Source organism: Saccharothrix texasensis (assembly GCF_003752005.1).
GTDB classification, from domain to species: domain Bacteria; phylum Actinomycetota; class Actinomycetes; order Mycobacteriales; family Pseudonocardiaceae; genus Actinosynnema; species Actinosynnema texasense.
Genome location: NZ_RJKM01000001.1, coordinates 3,884,784 through 3,896,738 on the forward strand (window position 1 = coordinate 3,884,784; position 11,955 = coordinate 3,896,738).

Sequence of the window (11,955 nt, forward strand, 5' to 3'; positions counted from 1 at the left end):
CTCGCGCGGGGTGCGCCGGCGGTGCACCACGAGTCCGCTCGCGCGGTGGCGCGGCGGCCGCACAATAGGGGCATGGACCGCAACCCGCCCCGGCAGGACATCGACGAGTCGCAGCTCGACGTCAGCGAGCCCAAGCGGTGGGCGGCGGGCATCCCCGGCGTCGCGGTGTCGCTGCGGCGCGGCGTCGAGCAGATGGGCGTGGCCCGCACGGCGACCACGCTGCGGCTGCTCAACCAGCGCGAGGGCTTCGACTGCCCCGGCTGCGCGTGGCCGGAGCCGCAGGGCCACCGCAAGCTGGCCGAGTTCTGCGAGAACGGCGCGAAGGCGGTCGCCGAGGAGGCGACCCGGCGGCGCGTCGGACCCGACTTCTTCGCCGCGCACCCCATCGCGGAGCTGGCCGACAAGACCGACTACTGGCTGGGGCAGCAGGGCCGGATCACCGAGCCGGTGGTGCTGCGCGAGGGCTCGACGCACTACGAGCCGATCGAGTGGCACGAAGCGTTCGCGCTGGTCGCCTCCCACCTCAACGGTCTGGCGAGCCCGGACGAGGCCGTGTTCTACACCTCCGGCCGCACCAGCAACGAGGCCGCGTTCCTGTACCAGCTGCTGGTGCGCTCGTTCGGCACGAACAACCTGCCGGACTGCTCGAACATGTGCCACGAGTCGTCCGGCGCGGCGTTGTCGGAGACGACCGGCATCGGCAAGGGCTCGGTGAGCATCGACGACTTCGCCCGCGCCGACCTGATCGTGGTGGTGGGCCAGAACCCGGGCACGAACCACCCGCGGATGCTGTCGGCGCTGGAGGAGGCCAAGCGCGGCGGCGCGAAGATCGTGGCGGTGAACCCGCTGCCGGAGGCGGGGCTGCTGCGGTTCAAGAACCCGCAGAACGCGCGCGGCCTGGTGGGCGCGGGCACGAAGCTGGCCGACGAGTTCCTGCAGATCCGGCTGGGCGGCGACCAGGCGTTGTTCCAGGCGGCGGGCAACCTGCTGCTGTCGTGGGACGCGGCGGACACCGGGTTCGTGGAGGGCTTCACCGAGGGGTTCGCCGAGTACGCCGAGCACGTGCGGCGGCTGGACTGGGACTCGGTCGACGCGGCCACCGGCCTGCCGCGCGCCCAGGTGGAGCTGTTCGCCCGGATGCTGGCCGACTCGGAGCGCACGATCTTCTGCTGGGCCATGGGGCTGACGCAGCACAAGCACTCGGTGCCGACGATCCGCGAGATCGCGAACGTGGCGCTGCTGCGCGGCATGATCGGCAAGCCCGGCGCGGGGCTGTGCCCGGTGCGCGGGCACTCGAACGTGCAAGGCGACCGGACCATGGGCATCTGGGAGAAGATGCCGGAGAAGTTCCTGTCCGCGCTGGAGACCGAGTTCGGCATCGACGTGCCGCGCGAGCACGGCTTCGACACGGTGGCGTCGATCCGGGCCATGCGCGACGGCGCGGCGCGGGTGTTCTTCGCCGTGGGCGGCAACTTCGTCGCGGCCACCCCGGACACGGCGGTGACCGAGGCGGCCATGCGGAAGCTGGACCTGACCGTGCAGGTGTCGACGAAGCTGAACCGGTCGCACGTGGTGCACGGCCGCACGGCGCTGATCCTGCCCACGTTGGGGCGCACGGAGAGCGACCTGCAGCACACCGGCGAGCAGTTCGTCACGGTCGAGGACTCGATGTCGGTGGTGCACCGCTCACGCGGCCGGCTGGTGCCCGCGAGCGACCGGCTGCTGTCGGAGGTGTCGATCGTGTGCCGGCTGGCGCGGGCCGTGCTGGGGCCCGCGCACCCGGTGCCGTGGGAGGAGTTCGAGAAGGACTACGACCTGGTGCGGGAGCGGATCGCGCGGGTCGTGCCGGGGTGCGACGACTACAACGCGCGGGTGCGCCTGCCGGACGGTTTCGTGCTGCCGCACGCGCCGCGCGACGCCCGCGAGTTCACCGGCACCCGGTCGGGCAAGGCGCACTTCACGGCCAACGACCTGACCGTGCTGCGGGTGCCCGCGGGGCGGCTGCTGCTGCAGACCATGCGCAGCCACGACCAGTACAACACCACGATCTACGGCCTGGACGACCGCTACCGGGGGGTGAAGGACGGGCGGCGGGTGGTGTTCGTCAGCCCCGAGGACCTCGACGCGCTCGACCTGCTCGACGGGCAGCACGTCGACCTGGTCAGCGAGTGGCCGGACGACCCGACGGGCGTGACCGAGCGGCGGGCGGAGCGGTTCCGGGTGGTCTCCTACCCGACGGCGAAGGGCTGCGCGGCGGCGTACTTCCCGGAGGCGAACTCGTTGGTGCCGCTGGACTCCACGGCCACCGTGTCGGGCACGCCGACGTCGAAGTCGATCGTGGTGCGGCTGGAGAAGGTCTGACCGTCGGCTCGCACCTCCCAGTCGAGCCGGAACTGTCCGGACAGCGAGCGCAAACGCTTGCGGTAGGGCTTGAAGGCATCGGCCATCCGGGCGTGCGGCTCGGCCGCCTCCGCCGCGGTCAGGCGCTCCGCGGTCGTGGACGTCCTATCTGCTCGCGCCGCGCCAGCCGCCACGGCTTCTGCCTGCCCTTGCCGGGCAGTGCGGCCGCGAACGTCGAGGAGCCCGCACCGCGGCGGGTGCGCGAGCGCCCGGAGCGCCTTCGGCCCCCGCCGGGTAACGCGGGCGGCCGTTCGGGCGAACCTACGCACGTGATGAGGACCGTGCTCCCCTTGGCGCTGCTCGTGCTCTGCGCGTGCACGAGCACACCCGCCGTCGAGCCGCCGCCGTCACCGCCGCCGACCGACTCGGCCGGCGTGAACTGCGAGGACGCACCCTCGGACGTCGTCGGCGAGGTGCTGGGGATGCGGCTCGACCAGCCGCGCCAGACGATCACCGGCAACGTCGTGCGCTGCGCGTACGGCGGCGGCACGGCCGAGGTCCGCTTCGAGACCGGCGCGGACGCCGGGTCGTTCGCCGAGGGCCGCGGTGAGCACGGCCGGCTCACCGACCTGCCCGGCTTCCACGACGAGGCCTACCGCGCCACCGCCGTCACGGGAGAGGTCGTCCGCACCGTCGTCGTCGCCCGCTCGGGCACGGTCGAGATCACCGTGACCTCCGACGCCACCGCCGACCGGGCCCAACGGCTCATCGACGCCCTCTTCGCCACCCTCTGAACCGCTTCCGACCCGCGGGCCGCTCGGCCTCGATCCGCAGGAGGGCGCCGCGGGCCGACTCGGCGATGGCGCGGTTGTCGGTCCCCTCCGCCCGCCCCACCGCCCGCCGCAGGTGGTCGGCGGCCTCTTCCGCGCGGCCGAGCGCCCCGAGCGCCAACCCCAGGTTGTAGAGCGCGAACCCCTCGCCGTGCGCGTCGCCGATCTCCTGGCAGATCTCCAGGCTCCGCTGGTGGCAGCGCAGCGCCTCGTCGAAGCGGCCGGTCTCCCTCAACGTCCCGCCGAGGTTGTCCAGGACCTGCCCCTCCGAGTGCCGGTCGCCCGTCGCCCGGTACACCGCGAGCGCGTCCCGGTAGTGGCCCTCCGCCTCGTCCGACCGGCCGAGGCGGTCGCAGGCGACCCCCAGGCCGTTGAGGCAGGCGCCTTCGCCGTTCCGGTCGCCGACCCGTCGACGCAGGTCGAGGGCGCCGCGGTAGTACTCGATCGACCGGGCGTGCTCCCCGGAGTCGTTGTGGACCTTGCCGAGGTTGGCCAGGCACCGCGCCTCGCCGTCCAGGTCGCCCGCGCCCCGGTAGGCGCGGGCGCTCTGCTCCACGCTGCGGATGGCCTCGTCGACGCGACCGGTCATCGCGTAGGTCGAGGCGATGTTGTTCAACGAGTGGGCCTGGTCGCGCAGCGAACCCGAGACCCGGAACAGCTCCAGCGCGGCCTGGAAGCAGGCCAACGCCTCGTCGAAGCGCCGCAGCCGGTGGTGGGCGCTGCCCAGCCCGTTGAGGATCCTGCCCTCGCCCGCCTGATCGCCGAGCGCCCGCGCCGACGCCAGCGCCAGCTCGTCCACCGGCACCCACTCCGCCGACCGGCGCAGGTCGAAGTACCGGAACGACGCGTGGCCCACGTCCCGGACGTCCTCGTGCCACCCGTGGCGCGCCGCCAGTTCCAGCACGGGCAGCAGGTTGTCCAGCTCGCCGTCGAACCAGGCCAGGGCCTCCAGCCGATCGGCGAACACCACCGGCTCCGCCGCAGCGGGGTCCAGGTGGCTGTGCACGCCCTTGACGTGCGACGCGTAATGACGCACCAGAGCGCGCTCCGCCGCGTGACGGGTCTGCTCGTCGTCCACCGCGGCGCACCGCTCGGCGGCGTAGATCCGCAGCAGGTCGTGGAACCGGTACTCGTCGGCCACCACCCCGCCCTGCACCAGGTGCGCGCGGCGCAGGCGGACCAGCAGCGCCCGCGCGTCGACCGGCGCGGCGCCGGTCAACGCGGCCGCCGTCGCCACGGTGACCGTGCGGCCCGGGTGCAGGGCGGCGAGGCGGAACATCCGCGCCTGGTCCGCGGGCAGCCGCCCGTACGAGGCGTTGAACGCGGTCCGCACGTCGACCGAATCGTCGAAGGCCAGCTCGCCCAGCCGGTCGTGCGCCGCCGTGATCGCCTCGGCGAACCGGGTCAGGTCCTCGCCGCGCCGGTCGGCCACCACCTCGGCGACGATGCGCAACGCCAACGGCAGGAACCCGCACGACTCGGCCAACGCCCCCGCCGCCCCCGGGTCGGCGGTGATCCGGTCGTCACCCGGGTCGACCGCCCTGACCGCGTCCTCCAGCACGGCCACCGCCTCCGCCGCGGTCAGCACGTCCAGCTCGATCCGCCGGGCGCCCGGCACGGGGAGGTTGTCCCGGCTGGTCAGCACCAACCGGTGCGCCTGCCCGGCGGGCCGCAGCGGCAGCACCTGATCGGTCGACGAGGCGTTGTCCACGACCACCAGCACCGGCGGGCGGGCCGCCAGCTGCGACCGGTACAGCGCCTCCCGGTCCGCCTGACCGGGAGGGATCGCCTCACCCGGAACGCCCAGGGCGCGCAGCAGCGACGCCAGCGCGCCGTCCGCCGCCAACCGCTGCTCGTCGTTGTACCCCTGCGCGTCCACGAACAGCACGCCACCGGGGAACCAGCCCGCGCCGACCGCCAGGTGCGCGGCCCGGATCACCAGCGCGGTCTTGCCCACCCCGGGCAGTCCCACCACCGCCGACGCGGTCCGCTCGCCGCCGGGCGCCAGGAAGTCGCCCAGCTCGGCCAACTCCGCGGCGCGGCCGACGAAACCCGCGTCCACCGGCAGGCTCGCCGGGGTCACCGGCGCGGCGGGCCGCACCACGGTCAGCGAGTCGACCCGCCCCACCTGGAGCACCGGGCCGAAGACCGTGCCGCTGATCTCGTTGTGGACGTCGCTCACGACATCAGCGCTCCAGCACCGCCATCGCCGCGTTGTGGCCGCCGATCCCGCTCACGCCGCCGCCGCGCCGGGCGCCCGCGCCGCACACGAACAGGTTCGCCACGTCGGTCTCGACGCCCCACCGGCCGACTTCGTCCTCGTGCTCGGCGAACGGCCAGGACAGCTCGTCGTGGAAGATGTTGCCGCGCGGCAGGCCCAGTTCCGCCTCCAGGTCCAGCGGCGTGCGGGCCTCCAGGCACGGCTCGCCGTTCGCGTCCTTCGCCAGGCACGACTCGATCGGCTCGTCGAGGTGGGCGTCCAACCCGGCCAGGTACCGGCGGACCAGCTCGTCCCGCACCTTGTCGTGGTCGTCCTCGAACAACGCCGCCGGCGTGTGCAGCCCGAACAACGTCAACGTGTGCCACCCGCGCCCGACCAGCTCCGGCGCGAGGATCGACGGGTCGGTCAGCGTGTGGCAGTACATCTCCGACGGCAGCACCGACGGCACCTGCCCGGCCGCGCTCTCCCGGTAGGCCGTCTCCAGCTGCCCGTACGACTCGTCCACGTGCAGCGTGCCGGCGAACGCCACCTTCGGGTCCACCCCGCTGCGGAACCGGGGCAGCCGTTCCAGCAGCATGTTGACCTTCACCTGGCAGCCCTCGGCGACGGGACCGACCGGCCTGCCGCGCAGCCGGTCCAAAGTGGACGGAGCGGCGCCGGAGAGCACGAACTTCGCGCCCACCGTGCGGCCGTCGTACTCGACCTCGGCCCGCACGCCGTCCGCGTCCACGCGCGTCACCTCGGCCCGGGTCACGATCTCCGCACCCGCCTCCCGCGCCACCCGCAGGAGCTCACCGGTCACCGCGCCCATGCCGCCGACCGGGACCTGCCACTCGCCCGTGCCGTTGCCGACCACGTGGTAGAGGAAGCACCGGTTCGCCTTCAGGTCGCGCAGCGACGTGTGCGTGCCGATCAGCCCGTCCGTGGCCACGACACCGCGCACCACGTCGTCCGCGAACAGCTCCTCCAGCGTCTCGCCGATGGGCCGCTCCACGACCTGGTCCCACAACCGCATCCGCGCCACCGAGTCGAGCCGCAGCCGCGCGTGCTCGCGGGACAGCAGCGGCTCCAGCATCGTCGGCGACAACGCCTCGGCCAGCACCTCCAGGTCGTCGTACCACCGACGCCACCGCTGCCACTCGGCGTCCGACCCGGTCAGCGCCCGGAACGACGCGGCCGTCGCCTCGCCCGGGTTCCGCTCCACCAGCAGGTCGCCCGCCGGGGTGTAGGACGACACCGCGCGCGAGCGCAACGCCACCCGCAGCCCCAGGTCCGCCACGACCTTGTCCGGCAGCAGGCTGACCAGGTACGAGTACCGCGACAGCCGCGCCGGGACACCCGGGAACGCCTGCTCGCTCACCGCCGCGCCGCCGACGTGGTCGAGCTTCTCCAGCACCAGCACCGTGCGGCCCGCGCGTGCCAGGTAGGCGGCCGCCACCAGCGCGTTGTGCCCGCCGCCGACCACCACCACGTCGTAGGTATCCACCCGGCCGACTCTAACCAGTGAACAGCGCGGTCACCTTGCGGATCAGCTCGACCAACCCGTAGGCCAGCGGCAGGCCCACCCACAGCCACGCGAACACGACCAGCCACCGCCCGGTCATCGGACCGCCTCCGCTTCCGGCTCGTGGTACTTCGCCGCCACCGGCCGGACCAGCTCGTTCGCCACGAACCCGACCACCAGCAACGCGATCATGATGAACAGCGACGCGGTGTACAGGTCGGGCCCGGACTTCCCGGCCGCCTTCCGGCCGTCCGCGATCGCGTTCACGATCAACGGCCCCAGCACTCCCGCCAACGACCACGCCGTCAGCAGCCGACCGTGGATCGCGCCCACCTGGTAGGTGCCGAACAGGTCCTTCAGGTAGGCCGGGATCGTGGCGAACCCGCCGCCGTAGAACGACAGGATCAGCATCGCGCACACCACGAACAGCGGTTTCGACGCGTTGCCCGCCAGCGCCAGCACCAGGTACGTCACCGCGCCGACACCCAGGTACAGCCGGTAGACGTTCTTGCGCCCCACCAGGTCCGACGTGGAGGACCACGCGATCCGGCCGGCCATGTTCGCCAGCGACAGCAACGCCACGAAGCCCGCCGCCGCACCCGCCGCCACCGGCGTGGACGTCTCGGCGAAGAAGTCGCGGATCATCGGCGACGCCTTCTCCAGGATCCCGATGCCCGCCGTGACGTTGAGGCACAGCACCAGCCACAGGAGCCAGAACTGCGGCGTCCGCAGGGCGTTGCGCGCCGACACGTTGACCGCCGAGCGCACCACCTGGCGCTCCTCGGCGGCTGCGGGAACCCGCACCAGCACCACGCCCACCGACATGAAGACCGCGTACACGATCCCGTGCACCAGGAACGTCCGCGCGATCCCGTCGCTGTCGCGCCCGAACGACTCCAGCATCTGCGCCGACCACGGCGAGGCGATCAGCGCGCCGCCGCCGAACCCCATGATCGCGATGCCGGTCGCCGTCCCCGGCCGGTCCGGGAACCACTTGATCAGCGTCGACACCGGCGAGATGTACCCGATGCCCAACCCGATGCCGCCGACGAACCCGTACCCCACCACGACCAACCAGTACTGCTGCGTCCAGGCGCCCACCGCGGAGATCAGGAACCCCGACGAGAAGCAGGTGGCGGACACGAACATGGCCCACCGCGGCCCGTTGCGCTCGACCAGCGTGCCGCCGAACGCCGCCGACAGCCCCAGCATCACGATGCCCAGCTGGAACGGCAACGCGCTCTGCGTGCCGGTCAGGTCCATCGCGCTTTCCAGCGGCGGCTTGAACACGCTCCACGCGTAGGCCTGCCCGATGGCCAGGTGCACCGACAACGCGGCGGGCGGGATCAACCAGCGGTTCCAGCCCGGCGGGGCGATCGTGCGAGAGCGGTCCAGGAAACCCACTGCCCGACACCTCCGTAACCTGGTGAGTGGCTTGCGAAAAAACTTAGCCAAGAGAAGGAGTTCGCGATGGGGCGAGTCACCGTGCGTCGCCCAGTGGTCACGTTTTCGCGGCGAACGTCCCGCAAGAGGGTCGACGCGCTGGCCGCCGAGGAACCGCTGGAACTGCGGGTGGGCGGCAAGGCACTGACCGTGACCATGCGCACACCCGGGCACGACGTCGAGCTGGCGCACGGTTTCCTGCTCAGCGAAGGCGTCATCGGCGGCCTGGAGGACATCTCGGGCGCCCGCTTCTGCGAAGGCACCGGACCGGACGGCCTCAACACCTACAACGTGCTGGACCTGACCCTCGCCGACGGCGTCGCGCCACCGGACCCGAGCGTGGAGCGCAACTTCTACACGACGTCGTCCTGCGGCGTCTGCGGCAAGGCGGCCCTGGACGCGGTCAAGCTGAAGACCTCGCACTCCCCCGCCGCCGACGACTGCACCGTCGACGTGGACGTGCTCGCCGGCCTGCCGGACGAGCTGCGCAAGCGCCAGAAGGTCTTCGCCTCCACCGGCGGCCTGCACGCGGCCGGCCTGTTCACCACCACCGGCGAGGCGCTGGTCGTCCGCGAGGACGTGGGCAGGCACAACGCGGTCGACAAGGTCCTCGGCTGGGCCGTGCTCAACGACAAGGTCCCGCTGGCGGGCACCGTGCTCATGGTCTCCGGCCGGGCGTCCTTCGAGCTGGTCCAGAAGGCCGCCATGGCCGGCGTCCCGATCCTCTCGGCCGTCTCCGCGCCGTCCTCCCTGGCCGCCGACCTCGCCGAGGAGCAGGGCCTGACCCTGGTCGGCTTCCTGCGCGGGGACTCGATGAACGTCTACACGGGCCACGACCGGATCACCGCGTGAGACCGCTGGACGGCGTCACCGTCGTCAGCCTCGAACAAGCCGTCGCCGTGCCCTACGCCACCCGCCTGCTCGCCGACCTGGGCGCCCGGGTGATCAAGGTCGAGCGGCCGGGCGGAGGCGACTTCGCCCGCCACTACGACACCGCGTGCGGCTCGGTGTCGTCGTACTTCGCCTGGACGAACGTCGGCAAGGAGTCCGTCACCCTCGACCTGAAGCACCCGGACGCCCGCCAGGTCCTGCACGACCTCGTCTCCGGTGCCGACGTGGTCCTGTGCAACCTCTCCCCGGCCGCCGCGCGTCGACTGGACGTGGACGCTTCTTCACTCCGCCAGGTGAAACCCGACCTGGTGATCGGCGAGCTCTCCGGCTACGGCGAGTCGGGCCCGTACGCGGCCCGCAAGGCCTTCGACGCGCTGGTCCAGTCCGAGACGGGCCTCATCGACCTCACCGGCCAGGACGACGTCACCGCGCGGGCGGGCATCTCGGTGGCCGACATCGCGGCGGGCGTGCAGCTCCAGTCCGCCGTCCTGGCCGCCCTCCTCCACCGCGCCCGGACGGGTGAAGGCGCCACCCTGAGCCTGTCGCTGTTCGAAGCGATGGCCGAGTGGATGCACCAGCCCATGCTCTACGCCGCCGGCACCGGCCAGGCCGCACCGCGCACCGGCGCGCACCACCCCAGCATCGCGCCCTACGGCCCGTTCCCCTGCGCGGACGGCACCGTCCACCTGGCCGTGCAGAACGACCCCCAGTGGAGCCGCCTGTGCGGCCTCCTCGACCGCCCGGACCTGGCCGAGGACCCCCGCTTCACCACCGTCACGTCCCGCGTGGCCCACCGGCCGGCGCTGCACGCCGAGCTCGACTTCACCGCCTGGACCGCGGCGGAGCTGCTCGAGGCGCTCGACGACGCCGACGTGCCCGCCGCCCTGACCCGCGGCGTCGCCGACCTGCCGCACCACCCCCAGCTCACCGCCCGCGACCGCCGGACCACGATCCCGGTCCCCGGCGGCGAGGTCACCGCCCTGCGCCCACCGGTCGACTCCACCGCCTGGCCCTGGACCCCCGCGCCCGTGCCCGCCCTCGGCGAGCACACCGACCACGTGCTGCGCGGGCTCGGCTACTCGGCGGAGCGGATCGCGGAACTCCGGAGCCGGTCGGCGATCTGACCGAAACGCGAGCCGCGTTCGTGACGATGTGGTGGAGGGATCCCGCGCGGGGGAGGCACATGGTCAGCAGGCGGACGGCGCTCGCCGCGCTGGGCGGCACCGCCCTGGCGGGCGTGGGCCTCACGGCCGCGTGGCACGGCGACGCCCCGCTGGGCGAGGCGCTCCGCCACGCGCTGGGCGTCGCGGGCCCCGTGCCGGCCGTCCAGCGCGCCGTCGTCACGGTGGAACGCGTCCACTCCCACTACCGGGGCTGTGACGTCGACCTGCTCACGATGACGCCCGTGGGCGTGCCCGCGGAGAACCTGCCCATGTCGCTCCTCCTGCACGGCCGCTACGGCACCGCCCGCAAGGCGTCACCCGGCGGCATGGCGGAAGTGCTGGTGGCGGCCGTCAGCCGCGGCCAGGTACCCCCGTTCGGCTTCGTGGCCGTGGACGGCGGCGACCACTACTGGCACGAGAACGTCCCCGGCGACGACCCCATGGCCATGCTGCTCGAAGAAGTGCCCCGCTGGCTGGCCGAACGGGGCTACGGGGCGCCGTTCGCGTGCACCGGCGTGTCCATGGGCGGCTTCGGCGCGCTCGTCTACGGCCGCAGGCGGCACGAACGCCGCGAACCCGCCAAGGCCATCGCGGTCATCGCGCCGGCCCTGCTCACCGACTGGGCGGAGATGGCCGAGCGCAACGCCTTCACCGGCCCCGACCAGTGGGCCTCGCTGGACCCGCTCAAGAACGTGGACAAGCTCGGCGCCACGCCCGTCGGCGTCTGGGCGGGCGACCGGGACAGGTTCATCACCGGCACCCGGCAGTTCATCGCCACCGCCAAGCCCGCTGTCGCCTCCGTCACCCCCGGCGACCACAACGACACCCTCTACCGCAAGGTCGTCCCCGACGTCATCCGCTTCCTGGGCAAGCGCGTCTGATCACCGGGCCTCCCGCCCTGGTCGCCGACCCGGCCGAACCGCGCCGCCGACCCGTTCCCGGCCGCGGTCACGCTCTGCCGGGTGACGGTCAGCGCGGCGTGAGGGGGGTGCGCCCGCTGCGCACCCACTTCAGCACCGCGCCCCACTCGCCGTAGCCCGCGTCGATGTTGAGGTGCCCGCCGCCCACGATGACGTCGAGGTCGACCCGCAGCGCCTCGGCCATCTCCTTGGCCTGCGGCACCGTGCAGTAGGCGTCGCCCTCGCCCGCGACCAGCCTGGTCGACACCGCCGCCCGCCGCACCACCGTCGGGTCCAGCACGGGGTGCAGGAACCCGGAGATCAACGGCTCACCCGCGAAGTCCGGGGCGGGCGGCGCGACCAGCAGCACGCGGTCGACCCGCAACGCCTCGTCGAACTCGCCGGCCGCGTGGTGCAGCCACAGCAGCACCGCCAACGAGTGCGCGACGACCACCCGTTCGGCGGAACCGGCCGCCGGCATCGCGGCGAGGTGCGAGCGCAGCTCGTCCAGCCACGCCGACAGCTCCGGCTCGTCGGGTGAGCTGAACCGGGGCAGGTCCACCGACCCACCGTGGTGGGCCAGCTCGCCTGCCAGCCAGTTCTGCCAGTGCGCCGGCCCGGAACCGCCCAGGCCGTGCAGGATCAGCGTGTGCGGGAGGGACAA

The 11,955-nt window shown here is 73.1% G+C and carries 10 protein-coding genes; 5 read left to right on the top strand and 5 right to left on the bottom strand.

Going from position 1 to position 11,955, the window contains the following annotated elements:
* Positions 1-72 precede the first annotated feature (72 nt).
* Together EDD40_RS16155 and EDD40_RS16160 are read left to right on the top strand one after the other, a co-directional pair.
* Complete coding sequence (locus tag EDD40_RS16155; protein ID WP_123743653.1) at positions 73-2,361, top strand: FdhF/YdeP family oxidoreductase; 2,289 nt, start codon at positions 73-75, stop codon at positions 2,359-2,361.
* A 311-nt stretch (positions 2,362-2,672) separates the two neighbouring features.
* Positions 2,673-3,134 carry a hypothetical protein gene (locus tag EDD40_RS16160; RefSeq protein WP_148088819.1) on the top strand — a complete coding sequence of 154 codons (462 nt, stop codon included), beginning with the start codon at positions 2,673-2,675 and terminating at the stop codon, positions 3,132-3,134.
* Here the strand turns inward: EDD40_RS16160 and EDD40_RS16165 are convergent.
* The 4 genes from EDD40_RS16165 to EDD40_RS16175 are packed head-to-tail and all read right to left on the bottom strand — an operon-like array spanning position 3,106 to position 8,299.
* Entirely contained in the window at positions 3,106-5,352 is a 2,247-nt protein-coding gene (locus tag EDD40_RS16165) for an ATP-binding protein (RefSeq protein ID WP_123743655.1), read from the bottom strand. The two genes, EDD40_RS16160 and EDD40_RS16165, sit on opposite strands and share 29 nt — an antisense overlap.
* A 4-nt stretch (positions 5,353-5,356) precedes the next feature.
* Positions 5,357-6,877, bottom strand: coding sequence for a phytoene desaturase family protein (locus tag EDD40_RS16170; RefSeq protein WP_123743656.1), 1,521 nt, complete (start codon positions 6,875-6,877; stop codon positions 5,357-5,359).
* A 10-nt stretch (positions 6,878-6,887) separates the two neighbouring features.
* Positions 6,888-6,995, bottom strand: coding sequence for an MFS transporter small subunit (locus EDD40_RS44810; protein WP_425471203.1), 108 nt, complete (start codon positions 6,993-6,995; stop codon positions 6,888-6,890).
* The gene (locus EDD40_RS16175; RefSeq protein ID WP_123743657.1) at positions 6,992-8,299 is read right to left on the bottom strand and encodes an OFA family MFS transporter; all 1,308 of its coding nucleotides are present in this window, start codon (positions 8,297-8,299) and stop codon (positions 6,992-6,994) included. The genes EDD40_RS44810 and EDD40_RS16175 overlap by 4 nt, the downstream gene beginning before the upstream one ends.
* A gap of 66 nt (positions 8,300-8,365) precedes the next feature.
* Here EDD40_RS16175 and fdhD point away from each other — a divergent pair, with 66 nt between their 5' ends.
* Genes fdhD through EDD40_RS16190 form a run of 3 tightly spaced genes read left to right on the top strand, consistent with a single transcriptional unit; the run spans position 8,366 to position 11,273 of the window.
* Positions 8,366-9,190: a formate dehydrogenase accessory sulfurtransferase FdhD gene (gene fdhD / locus EDD40_RS16180; RefSeq protein ID WP_123743658.1), complete on the top strand. Its 825-nt coding sequence runs from the start codon at positions 8,366-8,368 to the stop codon at positions 9,188-9,190.
* Positions 9,187-10,353 (top strand): CaiB/BaiF CoA transferase family protein, encoded by a 1,167-nt coding sequence (locus tag EDD40_RS16185; RefSeq protein WP_123743659.1) that lies wholly within the window; start codon positions 9,187-9,189, stop codon positions 10,351-10,353. Before fdhD ends, EDD40_RS16185 begins: the two co-directional genes overlap by 4 nt.
* A 59-nt stretch (positions 10,354-10,412) precedes the next feature.
* The gene (locus EDD40_RS16190; protein ID WP_123743660.1) at positions 10,413-11,273 is read left to right on the top strand and encodes an alpha/beta hydrolase; all 861 of its coding nucleotides are present in this window, start codon (positions 10,413-10,415) and stop codon (positions 11,271-11,273) included.
* 88 nt (positions 11,274-11,361) lie between these two features.
* On the opposite strand, the gene EDD40_RS16195 is transcribed toward EDD40_RS16190, so the two are convergent.
* Positions 11,362-11,955, bottom strand: coding sequence for an RBBP9/YdeN family alpha/beta hydrolase (locus EDD40_RS16195; RefSeq protein ID WP_123743661.1), 594 nt, complete (start codon positions 11,953-11,955; stop codon positions 11,362-11,364).

Excerpts from the sequence above, each read along its gene's own strand:
- EDD40_RS16155 (WP_123743653.1), top strand. The coding sequence starts at position 73 with ATGGACCGCAACCCGCCCCGGCAGGACATCGACGAGTCGCAGCTCGAC.
- EDD40_RS16160 (WP_148088819.1), top strand. The coding sequence starts at position 2,673 with ATGAGGACCGTGCTCCCCTTGGCGCTGCTCGTGCTCTGCGCGTGCACG.
- EDD40_RS44810 (WP_425471203.1), bottom strand. The coding sequence starts at position 6,995 with ATGACCGGGCGGTGGCTGGTCGTGTTCGCGTGGCTGTGGGTGGGCCTG.
- fdhD (WP_123743658.1), top strand. The coding sequence starts at position 8,366 with ATGGGGCGAGTCACCGTGCGTCGCCCAGTGGTCACGTTTTCGCGGCGA.
- EDD40_RS16190 (WP_123743660.1), top strand. The coding sequence starts at position 10,413 with ATGGTCAGCAGGCGGACGGCGCTCGCCGCGCTGGGCGGCACCGCCCTG.